This is a genomic window from Pseudomonas sp. PKS, from assembly GCF_051913525.1.
Taxonomy (GTDB): Bacteria; Pseudomonadota; Gammaproteobacteria; order Pseudomonadales; family Pseudomonadaceae; genus Aquipseudomonas; species Aquipseudomonas guariconensis_D.
Window position 1 is genome coordinate 73194 of record NZ_JBEGDO010000001.1, and the last position, 16022, is coordinate 89215.

At 64.3% G+C, this 16022-nt stretch carries 7 protein-coding genes; all 7 read left to right on the plus strand.

Annotation, left to right across the window (positions count from 1 at the left end):
- Positions 1 to 65: 65 nt before the first annotated feature.
- The 7 genes from ABOA88_RS00405 (at position 66) to ABOA88_RS00435 (ending at position 15877) form a co-directional block, all read left to right on the plus strand.
- On the plus strand, positions 66 to 1358 hold the full coding sequence (locus ABOA88_RS00405) for a serine/threonine transporter (protein WP_367850723.1): 1293 nt from the start codon (positions 66 to 68) through the stop codon (positions 1356 to 1358).
- A gap of 172 nt (positions 1359 to 1530) precedes the next feature.
- Positions 1531 to 2031 (plus strand): thiol peroxidase, encoded by a 501-nt coding sequence (gene tpx, locus ABOA88_RS00410; RefSeq protein ID WP_043214248.1) that lies wholly within the window; start codon positions 1531 to 1533, stop codon positions 2029 to 2031.
- A gap of 199 nt (positions 2032 to 2230) precedes the next feature.
- A complete protein-coding gene (locus ABOA88_RS00415; RefSeq protein ID WP_196168195.1) occupies positions 2231 to 3523 on the plus strand; it encodes an MdtA/MuxA family multidrug efflux RND transporter periplasmic adaptor subunit in 1293 nt (430 codons plus the stop codon).
- Positions 3520 to 6615: an MdtB/MuxB family multidrug efflux RND transporter permease subunit gene (locus ABOA88_RS00420; RefSeq protein WP_367850724.1), complete on the plus strand. Its 3096-nt coding sequence runs from the start codon at positions 3520 to 3522 to the stop codon at positions 6613 to 6615. Before ABOA88_RS00415 ends, ABOA88_RS00420 begins: the two co-directional genes overlap by 4 nt.
- A 61-nt stretch (positions 6616 to 6676) precedes the next feature.
- Positions 6677 to 9784 carry an efflux RND transporter permease subunit gene (locus tag ABOA88_RS00425; protein ID WP_367850725.1) on the plus strand — a complete coding sequence of 1036 codons (3108 nt, stop codon included), beginning with the start codon at positions 6677 to 6679 and terminating at the stop codon, positions 9782 to 9784.
- Positions 9781 to 11274 carry an efflux transporter outer membrane subunit gene (locus tag ABOA88_RS00430; RefSeq protein WP_196168198.1) on the plus strand — a complete coding sequence of 498 codons (1494 nt, stop codon included), beginning with the start codon at positions 9781 to 9783 and terminating at the stop codon, positions 11272 to 11274. Before ABOA88_RS00425 ends, ABOA88_RS00430 begins: the two co-directional genes overlap by 4 nt.
- A gap of 256 nt (positions 11275 to 11530) precedes the next feature.
- A complete protein-coding gene (locus tag ABOA88_RS00435; protein WP_367850726.1) occupies positions 11531 to 15877 on the plus strand; it encodes a SpvB/TcaC N-terminal domain-containing protein in 4347 nt (1448 codons plus the stop codon).
- Positions 15878 to 16022: the final 145 nt, after the last annotated feature.

The window sequence follows — 16022 nt, forward strand, 5'->3', positions numbered from 1 at the left end:
GTGCGAAGCCTTCTGTTTCGCCGCTCTCAGCCTGTTGCAGTCTTGCGAGTGGAGTTGCACCCGGAATGAATGAGCAGGCCCCAAGCGTTGAACAACGCTTCGAAGAATCGACCCCAGCCACCCTCGGCAGTTGGTCGCGACAAGACACCACCTGGATGCTGGGCCTGTTCGGCACGGCAATCGGCGCCGGAACCTTGTTCCTGCCGATCAATGCCGGCCTTGGCGGCTTCTGGCCGCTGCTTATCCTGGCCGTCCTGGCCTTCCCGATGACCTATTACGCTCACCGCGGGCTGACCCGATTCGTTCTTTCCGGGCGTAGCGGCGGCGACATCACCGAGGTGGTCGAAGAGCACTTCGGCATCAAGGCCGGCGCGCTGATCACCGTTCTGTACTTCTTCGCCATCTTCCCGATCCTGCTCATCTACAGCGTCGCCCTGACCAACACCGTCAGCAGCTTCATGGAGCATCAGCTGCACATGACTCCGCCACCGCGGGCGCTGCTGTCGTTCCTGCTGATCTTCGGCTTGCTGCTGATCGTGCGCTGCGGCGAACAGGCGACGGTCAAGGTCATGAGCCTGCTGGTCTATCCGTTCATCGTTGCCTTGGGGCTGCTGGCCCTGTACCTGGTACCGCACTGGAATGGCGGCATCCTCGACAGCGCAGGCCAACTGCCGTCGGGTTCGGCCTTCCTGCATACGATGTGGCTGGCGATCCCGGTGATGGTGTTCTCTTTCAACCATTCGCCGATCATTTCGGCCTTTGCGGTCGACCAGAAGCGCCGCTACGGCGAGCACGCCGACGAGCGCAGCGGGCAAATCCTGGCGCGCGCCCACCTACTGATGGTGGCGATGGTGCTGTTCTTCGTCTTCAGCTGCGTGCTGACCCTCAGCAGTACCCAGCTCGCCGAGGCCAAGGCGCAGAACCTGTCGATCCTGTCGTACCTGGCCAACCATTTCAGTAACCCGGCCATCGCCTTCGCCGCGCCGTTGATCGCTTTCATCGCCATCGCCAAATCCTTCCTGGGCCACTACATCGGCGCCAGCGAGGGCCTCAAGGGCATCATCGGCAAGGCTGGCCTGCGCCCGGGTGCCAAGGCCATGGATCGTGTGGTCGCTGCGCTGATGCTGGTAGTGTGCTGGGTTGTCGCGACCCTCAACCCAAGCATCCTGGGCATGATCGAGTCCCTTGGCGGCCCGATCATCGCCGCGCTGCTGTTCCTGATGCCGATGTACGCCATCCGCCGTGTACCGGCGATGCGCAAGTACAGTGGGGCGATGTCCAACGTCTTCGTCGTGGTGCTGGGCCTGGTGGCCATGTCCTCGGTGGTCTATTCGGTGGTCGATAGCCTGCTGGGCTGATCCGCCGACGTTGTATAAAGAGAAAGGCCCGGATGGTTTGTCGCCATTCGGGCCTTTTTATTGTCCACAAAAAAATCCTGGAATTAGAACAATTTAACTTTTCCGATAGGCACTTGCGCGCCTTCATGCTTAACTCAGTGTCCTTTTCAAAACCCCGCATAAGGATCTCGTCATGGCTCAAGTGACTCTCAAAGGCAACCCGGTACAGGTCAAAGGCAATCTGCCGCAGGTCGGCGCCCAGGCACCGGCGTTTTCCCTGGTCGGTGAAGGCCTGGCCGACACCTCGCTGCAGAACTTCGCTGGCAAGCGCAAGGTGCTGAACATCTTCCCGAGCGTCGACACCCCGACCTGCGCCACCTCCGTGCGCAAGTTCAATGCCCAGGCCAACGACGTGGCCAACACCGTGGTGCTGTGCATTTCGGCCGACCTGCCGTTCGCCCAGGCGCGTTTCTGCGGTGCCGAAGGCCTGGAGAACGTGAAGAACCTGTCGACCCTGCGTGGTCGCGAGTTCCTCGAAAACTACGGCGTGGCCATTGCCGACGGCCCGCTGGCCGGCCTGGCTGCCCGTGCTGTGGTGGTGCTGGATGAAAACGACAAGGTCCTGCACAGCGAGCTGGTTGGCGAAATCGCTGACGAGCCGAACTACGACGCGGCGCTGGCCGTGCTGAAGTAAAGAGGCTGGGGGCTGCGCCCCATCGGTCACACGTTGTAACGGCCTGGAGCGATCTCCAGGCCGTTTTCATTTAAAGTTCAGCATCTTGGCAACGTAAGCCGAAGGTAAATGCCTGGTAAAGGTCCTTTGCTAATACAGTGTCAGTGCTTATCGTTCATCCTCCCCAGTCGTCATTTCCTGAACAAGGTTCGTTCAACCCATGCAATCTTCCGTTTCTCGTTCCCCGCGTCGCTGGCTTGTCGGCCTGCTGATCCTGCTGCTGGTGGCCCTCCTGGCCTGGTGGCTGTGGCCTGCAGCCACGCCTGATACGGCGAAGCCTGGCGGTCGACCCGGCAAAGGCATGGGCATGGGGATGGGAATGGGGCGTCCGGGCTTCGGTGGTTCCACCGATCCGGTACCGGTGCGCGTGGAGCCCGTGCATGTCGGCGATTTCCCGCTGTACTACAAGGCCTTGGGCACTGTGACGGCAACCAATACCGTCAACGTCCGCAGCCGGGTGGCCGGTGAACTGGTCAAGATCCACTTCAAGGAAGGCCAGCAGGTCAAGGCCGGCGATCTGCTCGCTGAAATCGACCCGCGCCCTTACCGCATCGCCCTGCAGCAGGCAGAAGGCACCCTGGCGCAGAACCAGGCCCAGCTGAAGAACGCCCAGGTCGATCTGGCCCGTTATAAAGGCCTGTATGCCGAAGACAGCATCGCAAAGCAGACCCTGGACACTGCCCAAGCCCAGGTCGCGCAGTTCCAGGGTTTGGTCAAGACCAACCAGGCGCAGGTCAACGATGCTCGCCTGAACCTGGACTTCACCCAGATCCGCGCACCCATCAGTGGCCGTGTAGGCCTGCGCCAGCTGGACTTGGGTAACCTGGTGGCCGCCAACGACACCACCGCCCTGGTGGTGATCACCCAGACCGAGCCGATCAGCGTGGCCTTTACCTTGCCGGAGACCGAGCTCTCCACGGTGCTCGAGCGCTACCGCAGCGGCGCGACCCTGCCGGTCGAGGCCTGGGACCGCAGCGACAGCAAGCTGCAGTCCACCGGTGTGCTGGGCAGTCTGGACAACCAGATCGACACCGCCACGGGCACCCTGAAGTTCAAGGCCCGCTTCGATAACAAGGACCAGGCCCTGTTCCCTAATCAGTTCGTCAACGTGCGCCTGCTGGCCGACACCCTCAAGCAGGTGCTGCTGGCCCCATCCGCAGCCATCCAGTTTGGCAATGACGGCACCTTCGCCTATGTGGTCAACGCCCAGAGCACGATCAACATCCGCAAGCTCAAGGTCGGCGCCAGCGACGGTGAACAGAGCGTGGTGCTCGAAGGCCTGGCCGCCGGTGATCGCCTGGTGCTCGAGGGCACCGACCGCTTGCGCGAAGGCAGCAAGGTGGAAGTCGTCGAGGACAGCTCCCAGGTCCCGACCACCCCCGGGCAGCATCTGCAAGGCCAGGACGCCAAGGGCTCGGCCCAGGCTGGTGAGTCGGGCAAGGCGGGCGCATGAACCTCTCGCGCCTGTTCATCCTCCGCCCGGTCGCCACCACGCTGAGCATGCTGGCCATCGTCCTGGCCGGCTTGATCGCTTACAAGCTGTTACCGGTCTCGGCCTTGCCTCAGGTCGATTACCCGACCATCCGGGTCATGACCCTGTACCCCGGCGCCAGCCCCCAGGTGATGACCAGCGCAGTCACCGCCCCCCTGGAGCGTCAGTTCGGTCAGATGCCAGGCCTGACCCAAATGGCCTCGACCAGCTCCGGCGGCGCTTCGGTGCTGACCCTGCGCTTCAACCTCGACATGAACATGGATGTCGCCGAGCAACAGGTCCAGGCGGCGATCAACGCGGCCACCAACCTATTGCCCAGCGATCTGCCGGCGCCACCGGTGTACAACAAGGTCAACCCGGCCGATACCCCGGTGCTGACCCTGGCCATTTCCTCCAAGACCATGCCGCTGCCCAAGCTCAACGACCTGGTCGATACCCGCGTGGCGCAGAAGATTGCCCAGATCAGCGGGGTGGGCATGGTCAGCATCGCCGGCGGCCAGCGTCAGGCGGTGCGTATCAAGGTCAATGTCGACGCCCTGGCGGCCAACGGCCTGAACCTGGACGATGTGCGCACCCTGATCGGCGCCTCCAACGTCAACCAGCCCAAGGGCAACTTCGACGGCCCGACGCGGGTGTCGATGCTCGACGCCAACGACCAACTGCGCTCACCCGAGGAATACGCCAACCTCATCCTGGCCTACAACAACGGCGCGCCCTTGCGCCTGAAAGATGTCGCCGAGATCGTCGACGGCGCCGAGAATGAACGCCTCGCAGCCTGGGCCAACGAGAACCAGGCGGTGCTGCTGAACATCCAGCGTCAGCCGGGTGCCAACGTCATCGAAGTGGTCGACCTGATCAAGGAAATGCTGCCCTCGATCACCGACAACCTGCCGGCCGGACTGGATGTCACCGTTCTCACCGACCGTACCCAGACCATTCGTGCCGCCGTCAAGGACGTGCAGCACGAACTGTTGATTGCCATTGCACTCGTGGTGATGGTCACGTTCGTGTTCCTGCGCCGTTTCAGCGCGACCCTTATCCCATCGATTGCCGTGCCGCTGTCGTTGATCGGCACCTTCGGCGTGATGTACCTGGCCGGTTTTTCGGTCAACAACCTCACGTTGATGGCCCTGACCATTGCCACGGGATTCGTGGTGGACGATGCGATCGTGATGCTGGAGAACATCTCCCGACATATCGAAGAGGGCGAGACGCCAATGCAGGCGGCGCTCAAAGGCGCCCGTCAGATCGGTTTCACCCTGGTCTCGCTGACGTTCTCGTTGATCGCGGTGTTGATCCCGCTGCTGTTCATGGCCGACGTGGTCGGCCGGCTGTTCCGCGAGTTCGCCATCACCTTGGCGGTGGCGATCCTGATTTCCCTGGTGGTGTCCCTGACCCTGACCCCGATGATGTGCGCGCGGCTGCTCAAGCGCGAGCCCAAGGAAGAAGAGCAGGGGCGCTTCTACCGTGCCAGCGGCGCCTGGATCGACTGGCTGATCGAACACTATGGCCGAGGCCTGCAATGGGTGCTCAGGCACCAGCCGCTGACCTTGCTGGTGGCGGTGGCGAGCCTGGTGCTGACGGTGTTGCTGTACGTCATCGTGCCCAAGGGGTTTTTCCCGGCGCAGGATACCGGCGTGATCCAAGGGATCTCCGAAGCGCCCCAGTCCACCTCGTTCGCCGCCATGAGCGAGCGCCAGCAGGCGCTGAGCCAGGTGATCCTCAAGGACCCGGCGGTCCAGAGCCTTTCGTCCTACATCGGCGTCGACGGTGACAATGCCACGCTCAACAGCGGTCGCTTGCTGATCAACCTCAAGCCACACGGCGAGCGGGATGTCACTGCCAGCGAGGTCATCGAGCGCCTGCAGCCGCAGGTCGACAAGCTGGTGGGGATCCGCCTGTTCATGCAGCCCGTACAGGACTTGAGCATCGAAGACCGGGTCAGCCGCACCCAGTACCAGTTCAGCCTCTCATCGCCCGACGCCGACCTGCTCGCCGAGTGGAGTGGCAAGTTGGTCCAGGCCCTGCAGCAGCGCCCGGAGCTGCAGGATGTGGCCAGCGACCTGCAGGACAAGGGCCTGCAGGTGTACCTGGTGATCGATCGCGACATGGCCAGCCGCCTGGGCATCAGCGTGGCGCAGATCACCAACGCGTTGTACGACGCCTTCGGTCAGCGGCAGATTTCCACCATCTATACCCAGGCCAGCCAGTACCGCGTCGTGTTGCAGTCGCAGGCCGCCTCAAGCATCGGCCCGCAGGCATTGGAGTCGATCCACGTCAAGGCGACCGACGGCGGCCAGGTACGCCTGTCGACCTTGGCAAGGATCGAGCAGCGCCAGGCGCAGCTGGCGATTTCCCATATCGGTCAGTTCCCGGCCGTGATGATGTCGTTCAACCTGGCCCATGGCGCATCCCTGGGCGAGGCAGTCAAGGTCATCGAACAGGTACAGCAGGAAATCGGCATGCCCCTGGGCGTTCAGACTCGCTTCCAGGGCGCCGCCGAAGCCTTCCAGGCGTCGTTGTCGAGCACGTTGCTGCTGATTCTCGCTGCGGTGGTCACCATGTACATCGTGCTGGGCGTGCTGTATGAGAGCTACATCCATCCGGTGACGATTCTCTCGACCCTGCCGTCGGCGGCGGTCGGTGCCTTGCTGGCCTTGATCCTGAGCGGCAACGACCTGGGGATGATCGCCATCATCGGCATCATCCTGCTGATCGGTATCGTCAAGAAGAACGCCATCATGATGATCGACTTCGCCCTGGAGGCCGAGCGCAACCAGGGCATGGCCCCGCGCGATGCCATCTACCAGGCGGCGCTGCTGCGTTTCCGGCCGATCCTGATGACCACCCTGGCGGCGCTGTTCGGTGCCGTGCCCTTGATGCTCGCCACCGGTTCCGGCGCCGAGCTGCGTCAGCCCCTGGGCCTGGTGATGGTGGGGGGGCTGTTGGTCAGCCAGGTGCTGACGCTGTTCACCACGCCGGTCATCTACCTGTATTTCGACCGTCTGGCCCGCCGCTTTGGCAAGCAGGGCTTGACGCAGGAGGCAGCATGATCGGCGTTAGGCCAGGCGATGCTCTTTCTCCTAGCGTGCAGCTTGCGGCTTGGAGCATCCAATGAACCTGTCCGGCCCGTTCATCCGCCGGCCTGTGGCGACCATGCTGCTGAGCCTGGCGATCATGCTCCTGGGGGGCGTGAGCTTCGGCCTGCTGCCGGTGTCTCCATTGCCGCAGATGGATTTTCCCGTGATCGTGGTCCAGGCCAACCTGCCGGGGGCCAGCCCCGAGGTGATGGCCGCCACCGTGGCCACGCCGCTGGAGCGCAAGCTTGGCAGCATCGCCGGGGTCACCACGCTGACCAGCAGCTCCAACCAGGGCTCGACCCGGGTGATCATCGGTTTTGACATGGGACGCGACATCGACGGTGCGGCGCGCGAGGTGCAGGCCGCGATCAACGCCACCCGCAACCTGCTGCCCAGCGGTATGCGCAGCATGCCCACCTACAAGAAGATCAATCCCTCCCAGGCACCGATCATGGTGCTGTCGTTGACCTCCGATGTCCTGTCCAAAGGCCAGCTCTACGACATGGCCGACACCATCCTGGCCCAGAGCCTGGCCCAGGTCAGCGGGGTAGGGGAAGTGCAGATCGGCGGCAGCTCGCTGCCGGCGGTGCGCATCTCGGTGGAGCCCCAGTTGCTCAACCAGTACGGCTTGTCCCTCGATGAAGTGCGCACCGCGGTGGCCGATGCCAACCAGCGCCGGCCCATGGGCTTCGTCGAAGATGCCGAGCGCAACTGGCAGGTGCGTGCCAACGACCAGCTGGAAACAGCCAAGGACTACGAGCCGCTGGTGATCCGCCAGCAGGACGGCGCGATCCTGCGCCTGTCCGATGTGGCGAGCATCACCGACGGCGTCGAGAACCGCTACAACAGTGGCTTCTTCAATGATCAGGCCGCGGTGCTGTTGGTGGTCAACCGCCAGACCGGCGCCAACATCATCCAGACCGTCGACGAGATCAAGGCGCAGTTGCCGGCCTTGCAGTCGCTGCTGCCGGCCAGCGTCAGGCTGAACGTGGCCATGGACCGTTCGCCGGTGATCAAGGCCACCTTGAAGGAGGCCGAGCACACCCTGCTGATCGCCGTGGTGCTGGTCATCCTGGTGGTGTACCTGTTCTTGGGCAATGTCCGTGCGTCGCTGATCCCCAGCCTGGCCGTGCCGGTGTCGCTGGTGGGCACCTTCGCGATCATGTACCTGTGCGGGTTCTCTTTGAACAACCTGTCGTTGATGGCGTTGATCCTTGCCACGGGGTTGGTGGTGGACGATGCCATCGTGGTACTGGAGAACATCTCCCGCCACATCGAGGATGGCCAGCCGCCGATGCGCGCGGCCTTCCTCGGCGCCAAGGAGGTGGGCTTCACCCTGCTGTCGATGAACGTCTCGCTGGTGGCGGTGTTCGTTTCCATCCTGTTCATGGGCGGCATCGTGCAGGGGCTGTTCCAGGAGTTTTCCATCACCCTGGCCGCGGCGATCCTGGTGTCGCTGCTGGTGTCGCTGACCCTCACCCCCATGCTCTGCTCGCGCTGGCTCAAACCCCACGCCCAGGAACAGAACCGCCTGCAGCGCTGGAGTGACCAGGTGCACCAACGCATGGTGGCGGCCTACGACCGCAGCCTGGGTTGGGCGCTGCGTCACAAGCGGCTCACGCTGATCAGCCTGCTGGTGACCATCGGTGTCAACATCGCCCTGTACGTGGTGGTGCCCAAGACGCTCATGCCCCAGCAGGACACCGGGCAGTTGCAGGGCTTCATCCGTGGCGATGATGGCCTGTCGTTCAGCGTGATGCAGCCGAAGATGGAAATCTACCGCCGCGCGTTGCTGGCCGACCCGGCGGTAGAGAGCGTGGCAGGCTTCATTGGCGGCAACAGCGGTACCAACAATGCCTTCGTGCTGGTGCGCCTAAAGCCCATCGGCGAGCGCAAGCTGTCGGCCCAGCAGGTGATCGAACGCCTGCGCAAGGAAATGCCCAAGGTGCCCGGGGGCCGGTTGTTCCTGATGGCCGACCAGGACTTGCAGCTGGGCGGAGGCGGGCGTGACCAGTCCACCTCGCAGTACCTCTATACCCTGCAAAGTGGCGACCTGAGCGCCTTGCGCGAGTGGTTCCCGAAGGTGGTCGCGGCCCTGCGTGCCTTGCCTGAGCTGACGGCCATCGATGCCCGTGACGGTGCCGGTACCCAGCAGGTGACGCTGGTGGTGGACCGCGACCAGGCCAAGCGCCTGGGGATCGACATGGACATGGTCACCACGGTGCTGAACAACGCCTACAGCCAGCGGCAGATCTCGACCATCTACGACAGCCTCAACCAGTACCAAGTGGTGCTGGAGATCAACCCCAGGTACGCCTGGGACCCGAGCACGCTGGAACAGGTCCAGGTGATCACCGCCGACGGTGCACGGGTGCCGCTGTCGAGTTTTGCCCGCTACGAGCACAGCCTGGCCAATGACCGTGTCAGCCACGAAGGGCAGTTCGCCTCCGAGGCCATCGCCTTCGACGTCGCCGAAGGCTACAGCCCAGACCAGGCCATGGCCGCGGTGGAGCGCACGGTGGCCAAGCTCGGCCTGCCGGAGGAAGTCATCGCCAAGCTTGGCGGCACCGCCGATGCCTTCGCCAAGACCACCCAGGGCCAGCCGCTGATGATCCTCGGCGCCTTGGTGCTGGTGTACCTGGTGCTGGGTATCCTCTATGAAAGCTACATCCATCCGCTGACCATTCTTTCCACCTTGCCGTCGGCCGGGGTCGGTGCCTTGCTGGCGCTGTACGCCACTGGGGGCGAGTTCAGCCTGATCTCGCTGTTGGGCCTGTTCCTGCTGATCGGGGTGGTGAAGAAGAACGCCATCTTGATGATCGACCTGGCCCTGCAACTGGAGCGCAACGATGGCCTGGGCCCGGAGGAGTCCATCCGCCGTGCGTGCCTGCTGCGCCTGCGCCCGATCCTGATGACCACGCTGGCCGCCATTCTCGGCGCATTGCCGTTGCTGCTAAGCCGTGCCGAGGGCGCCGAGATGCGTCAGCCCCTGGGCCTGACGATCATCGGTGGCCTGGTGTTCAGCCAGGTTCTGACCCTCTACACCACGCCTGTGGTCTACCTGTACCTCGACCGCCTGCGCCATCGGTTCAACCGCTGGCGTGGCGTGCGCACCGACGCCGCACTGGATACCCCGCTATGAACTTTGCCCAGACCCCACTTCATCACGCCCTGAAGCTGCTGACCCGTGGGCGCGGTTCGCGCCTGGTCGGCGCCGGGCTGTGCGTGGCGCTGCTCAGCGCCTGTACCCTGAGCCCGGACTACCACCGCCCGGAACTGGCCACGCCAGCGCAGTTCAAGCAGGCCGAGGGCTGGACCCAGGCCAACCCGTCCGATGCCATCGCCCGCGGCGCCTGGTGGGAGATTTACGGCGACGCAGGGCTCAATGCCCTGGTCGAGGAACTCAACCGCAACAACCAGACCGTTGCCCAATACGACGCCCAGTACCGCCAGGCCCAGGCCTTGGTGCGTAGCAGCCGGGGTGCGTTGTTCCCAAGCCTGGACCTTTCGGTGGGCAAGACCCGCTCGGCCCAGGGCACCGGCAGCAGCAGTTCGAGCCTGTCGAACAACAGCAGCGGCATCCGCAATACCTACAACGCCCAGCTTGGGGTGAGCTGGGAGGTCGACCTGTGGGGCAAGTTGCGCGAGACGCTCAATGCCAATGAGGCCAGTGCCCAGGCCAGTCTCGCGGACCTGGCGGCGATCCGCCTGAGCCTGCAGTCGGAGCTGGTGCAGAACTACCTGCAGCTGCGTGTGATCGACGAGCAGAAGCGCCTGCTGGAGGCCACCGTGGCCGCCTATGCACGTTCGCTGCGAATGAACGAAAACCAGTACCGCGCAGGGGTTGCGGGGCCCGATGCCGTGGCTCAGGCGCGCACCCAGCTCAAGAGCACCGAGGCTGACCTGATCGACCTGGCCTGGCAGCGCGCCCAGTACGAGAACGCCATTGCCGTGCTGCTGGGCAAGGCGCCGGCGGACTTCGCCCTGGCCGACAGCAAGCGCATTCCGGCCTTGCCGCAGATCCCGGTGTCGCTGCCTTCGCAATTGCTGGAGCGCCGCCCCGACATCGCCTCGGCCGAGCGCAACGTGATGGCCGCCAACGCCAACATCGGTGTGGCGCGCGCGGCGTACTTCCCGGACTTGAGCCTGAGCATGAGCGGTGGGTACTCCAGCAGCAGCTTCAGCAACTGGATCGAGCTGCCCAACCGCTACTGGTCGGTGGGGCCGTCACTGGCCATGACCCTGTTCGACGCCGGTCGGCGCAGTGCCGAGGTGGATCGCACCGTGGCGGTATACGACCAGACGGTGGCCCAGTACCGGCAAACCGTGCTCGATGGCTTCAAGGAGGTCGAGAACTATCTGGTGCAGCTCAAGGTGTATGGGGACGAGGCCGTGGTACGCCAGGAAGCGCTGGATGCTGCCCGTGAATCGCTACGCCTGACCGAAAACCAGTACCGTGCCGGGCTGATCGGCTACCTGGATGTGGTCAACGTCCAGACCACCGCACTCAGCAACGAGCGCAGTGTCCTGACCTTGCTTCAGGGCAGACTGGTCGCCAGCGTGCAGCTGATCGCCGCGTTGGGCGGCGGCTGGGATGCCCAGCAGGCGTTTGCCGAGGCGAACGCCCACTAGCGGCCGCTCAACGCCCCGCAGACTGGCAGGTGCAGCGTAAGCAAGCATCTTTTCCTGCTGGGCGTCACCTAGTGTTTCGGGCAGTTCTGCCCCGTTGGGCCGATGGATAAGCTTTTTCGAAGCTTGAGCGATCTCGCCCTGCATGCGCGTCAGAGCGCCCGCCAACAGCGGGCGGGCATGCAGGCACGCTCCTTCCATGCCATCCAGTAGTCTGCGCCGTTCCCGCGACATGCGGGAGGGCGCGCAGGAGCCCAACATGCCTGATTCATCCTCTACGTCCGTGGACACTCGCCGCGACCCCTTGTTTATTCCGCCGTCGCTGCCCAAAGGCGGCGGTACCGTCTCCATCGGTGGCGGCATGCTGTCCGTCGGCAGCGCCGATGGTGCGGCCGGCTGGTCGTTGCCGCTGCCCCTGCCCACCGGGCGCGAGCTGTCGCCGTCGTTGACACTGAACTACAGCTCCGGTGGCGGTAACGATGCGTTCGGAGCCGGCTGGAGTTGCCCGTTGCCTGTGGTGTCGCGCATGAGCCGTTTCGGCATCCCACGGTATACCGATGACGATCGCCTGGCCGGCCCAGACGGCGAGGAAATCCTGCGTGACAAAGCCGGTGTGCGTACCGAGACCACCTTGCCATTCTCCACTGTCATCGCTGAGCACACGGTCACGCCTTGGGTGTCGCGCAGCGGCGGACGCGGCGAGCGTCTTGAGCACTGGCGCTCCAACGCGAGCCCTGATTCACCGGGCTTTTGGCTCAACTTCCATGCCGACGGTAGCATCACCTTGTTCGGCTGGTCGGCCAGCGCCCGATTGAGCGACCCACAGAACCCTTCGCGGGTCGCCGGCTGGTACCCCGAAGAGTCAGTCAGCGCCAAGGGCGAGCACCTGGTCTACACCTATCGCTGCGAGGATGACGCTGGCTGCGACGCTCAGGAACTGGCTGCCCACCGGCAGGTGTCGAACCTGTATCTGGTCGGCGTGCATGCGCTGAACGCGACCCCGTCGGACGCGTTGCTGGTGCCTGAAGGCGCTTTCGACGCCGAGGACTTCATGAGCGTGATGCTGTTCGATTATGGCGAGCGCAATACGCCCGTGGATGTCCCCCCGCCGTTCGAGACGAACGCGCCCTGGCCGGTTCGCCAGGACCGCTACAGCTTCTGGCGCTGGGGCTTCAACACGCGCGTACGGCGTCTGTGCCGGGACGTATTGCTCTGGCACCGTACCGAAATGATGGCCGCAAAGGCGGATACGACCCCGGTGCTGGTCTCGCGCCTGCACCTTGTTCACGAACATTCGGCCGTGGCGACACTGCTGATGTCGGCCCAGCTGGTGGCCTATGAACCAGACGGTACGCCGGTGACCTTGCCACCGACGGAGTTTGAGCTGAGCCGGCCGGGGCGCAAGGCACCGGCCTGGGACGCGCTGCCTGAACTGGACGGCTTCAGCCCGCCTCGCTGGCAGATGGCCGACCTGCATGGCGAAGGCGTGCCAGGGCTGCTTTACCAGCACGAAGGTGCCTGGCACTACCGCGCGCCGCAGCGCGATGCCACGCAAGGAGCGGATGCCGTGACGTGGGGCGGGCCACAGGTACTACCCCAGGTTCCAACCATGGCGGCAGGCGTCTTGACCGACCTGAACGGTGATGGCCGGCCCGAGTGGCTGATCGCCCAGCCGGGCATGCATGGCAGCTTCACCCTTAGCCCGGACGGCCAGTGGAGTCGGTTCATTCCCCTCCAGGCGCTGCCCTCGGAATGGTTGAACCCCTGCGCCCAACACGTCGATCTGACGGGCGCCGGCTTGCTGGATGTCGCGTTGATCGGCCCGCGCAGCGTCCGGTTGTGGGCCAACGCTGCCGGTGAAGGCTGGCAACGGGCAAGCGAAACGCCTTACCTGGGGACGACGCCGTTACCCCTGGAAGGCGGTGAGCATCGGCTGGTGGCATTCGCTGATCCTGCCGGCAGTGGCCAGCAGCATCTGATGGAAATCACCGGGCAGGGCGTCACCTATTGGCCGTCGCTCGGCCATGGCCGCTTCGGTGAGCCGATCGACATCGGCGGCTTCGCCGTCGAGGGCTTCAGCGCTTCGCGGGTGTTTCTCGGTGATACCGATGGCAGCGGCACCACCGACATCCTGTACCGCGAAGCCGACCGTGTTCGGGTGTTCATCAGCCAGGCTGGCAACCGCTTCGTAGAGGCCGCGCCGGTGCCGGCACCGAAGGGGGTGGTGTTGGATGACACGTGCGTGCTGCAGGTGACGGACCTGCGCGGACAGGGCACGGCAGAGCTGGTGCTGACCGTACCGCACATGGCGCCACGGACCTGGACGTACCGCTTCAATGACCGCCGCCCGTGGTTGCTGGCGCAGGTCTGCACCAACACCGGCAGCCGTACCCAGTTCGACTACCGCAGCTCGGCCCAGGGCTGGCTGGATGAAAAAGCCGCCCTGACCGCACAAGGCAAGTCGGCGGTGAGCCTGTTGCCGTTTCCGGTACACATGCTCAGCCGAGTGACCATGATCGACGACATCAGCGGGCTGCGCACCGTCAGTGGCATGACCTACCTGCGCGGCATCTGGGACGGTATCGAGCGCGAGTTTCGCGGGTTTACCCGCCTGATCCAGACCGACACGCTGGTCGAGGCCCAGGGCACCGCGCCAGAGCGTTCGCCACCTGCACAGGTCCGCACCTGGTTCCTCAGTGGAATCGAAGCTCATGACGCGACCTTGGAGGACATATTTGCGGCGGCGGGCTCAGCAGAGTCTGATTTTGCCGTCAGCCCGTTGCGTATCACCCGGCTGCAAGCCGACCGCCAGGAGGTGCCCTACACGCCGGAGGGCGAAGTACGGCGTTGGCTGTTGCGCGCACTGAAGGGAATGCCCGTGCGCACGGAAACCTATGGCCTGGACGGCAGCGATCAGGCGTCCGTGCCCTACAGCATCACCCGCACGCGCTGGCAGATACGGGCCTACGAGACCGGCAACCCCGAAAAGCCTGCGGCACTGGTAACACCGGTGGAGCATTTGACATTGGCTACCGAGCGGATCGCTCAGGACCCGGTGGTCTCGCAGGTGGTCATCTTGGAGCAGGACCTTTATGGCAGCGTCCTGCAAAGCGTGGACATCCGCTACCCGCGACCGGATGCGGTCACGCCATCGCCTTACCCGGACACGTTGCCCGAAGGGCTGGAGGCCGCTTCTCGCGATGCGCAACAGGACGTGGTATGGCTGACGTTATCGCGTCAGCAAGTGTGCAACCTGCGGGAGGGGCCCGTTCATCTGACCGGCCTGAGCGAAGGGGGGCGTACTGACGTGCTGCAACTGGAGCCGGCACAGGTACCCGAGGGGGGCTTCACCGTAGAAAGTCTGCAGGCAGCGCGGGGGCCTCTTGCGCGCCTGGACGATGCCACGTTGAGTGAGTACCGACGTGTGCAATGGTGCGACGCCTCGGGTGAACGGGTCGACGTGCCGGTGCGTCAGGCGCTGGTGGCGTACACCGAAACGGCCATGTTGGAGCAGGTATCGCTGGCCGCTTTCGAAGACTACATCCCCCAGGCGGAGCTGGAGCGTCTGTTGAATCAGGGCGGTTATCACGCCAGTGAGTTGCTGGAGGACGGCAAGTGCGTCTACGTGGGTCACCATGGGCTGGCGCGCTATTGCGGCGCCGAAGGTTTCTACCGGCTGGTCGCTGAGCAGGACAGTGAAGTGACGGGGGAGGTGGTTGTGCAATGGACGGCTCATGGACTGGCCGTGCAGCAGGTGACAGACGCGGCCGGTTTGTGCAGTCGCTTCAGCCATGACTGGCGTTTCATGGCGGCGATGTCAGTCATCGATCCGAACGAGAATGTGCAATCGGTGGTGTTCGATGCGTTGGGACGGGTGGTCCAGAGCCGATTCCACGGCACGGAAAATGGCGAAAAGGCAGGCTACCACCCTACGCGGGCATTCGAGGTGCCGACATCGAGGGAGGCCATGCTGTCGCTCAAGGGCGGCGAAGTGCCTGTCCATACGGCCCACCTGTTGGTCACCGACAGTTGGATGCTCCCGGGCCGTGACGAGCAAGGGAAGCTTCAACCGGGGCGCGTCGGCGAACTGGCACTCAGGCGTTTTGCCCAGACGCATGGGCTTGAGATCGACCTGGACGAAGGGCGCGAGCCGCCGCACATCATCAGCCTGTTGACCGATCGCTACGACGGTGACCCGCAGCAGCAGGTGCGCCTGAACGTGACCTACAGCGACGGGGGCGGGCGTGCACTGCAAACGGCGGTCTTGCATGAGCCGGGAGATGCACTGGTCCGCACCTCCAAGGGCGAGCTGGAGATGGATGAGCATGGCAAGGCTGTCACGGCCCATGCCGCCATACGTTGGGCCGTGAGCGGAAAGACCGAGTACGACAACAAGGGACAACCGGTGCGAACCTGGCTGCCGTTCTACCTGAACGATTGGCGCCCGGTGAGCGACCCGCGCACGGGCGAGGGGCTCTACGCCGATACTCACCTGTACGATGCCACAGGGCGTGTCTGCCGGGTGATCACTGCCGCGGGCTACGAGCGACGCACGCAGTACTACCCCTGGTTCACGGTCTCGGAAGACGAAAACGATACCGCATGATCGAAGCCGCCGCGCAGGCCCCGGGCGGGTCTGTGCGGTGGCTTGGCGGGCCCGCTCCCATTCCCAAAAAGCCCGTGCGTTTCCCTAACGCTTGAGTACAATAATCAACTTTTCGGGCCCTTGTTCAGCCCCTTTGCTGGAATCC

Excerpts from the sequence above, each read along its gene's own strand:
- ABOA88_RS00415 (WP_196168195.1), top strand. The coding sequence starts at position 2,231 with ATGCAATCTTCCGTTTCTCGTTCCCCGCGTCGCTGGCTTGTCGGCCTG.
- ABOA88_RS00405 (WP_367850723.1), top strand. The coding sequence starts at position 66 with ATGAATGAGCAGGCCCCAAGCGTTGAACAACGCTTCGAAGAATCGACC.
- ABOA88_RS00420 (WP_367850724.1), top strand. The coding sequence starts at position 3,520 with ATGAACCTCTCGCGCCTGTTCATCCTCCGCCCGGTCGCCACCACGCTG.
- ABOA88_RS00425 (WP_367850725.1), top strand. The coding sequence starts at position 6,677 with ATGAACCTGTCCGGCCCGTTCATCCGCCGGCCTGTGGCGACCATGCTG.
- tpx (WP_043214248.1), top strand. The coding sequence starts at position 1,531 with ATGGCTCAAGTGACTCTCAAAGGCAACCCGGTACAGGTCAAAGGCAAT.
- ABOA88_RS00430 (WP_196168198.1), top strand. The coding sequence starts at position 9,781 with ATGAACTTTGCCCAGACCCCACTTCATCACGCCCTGAAGCTGCTGACC.
- ABOA88_RS00435 (WP_367850726.1), top strand. The coding sequence starts at position 11,531 with ATGCCTGATTCATCCTCTACGTCCGTGGACACTCGCCGCGACCCCTTG.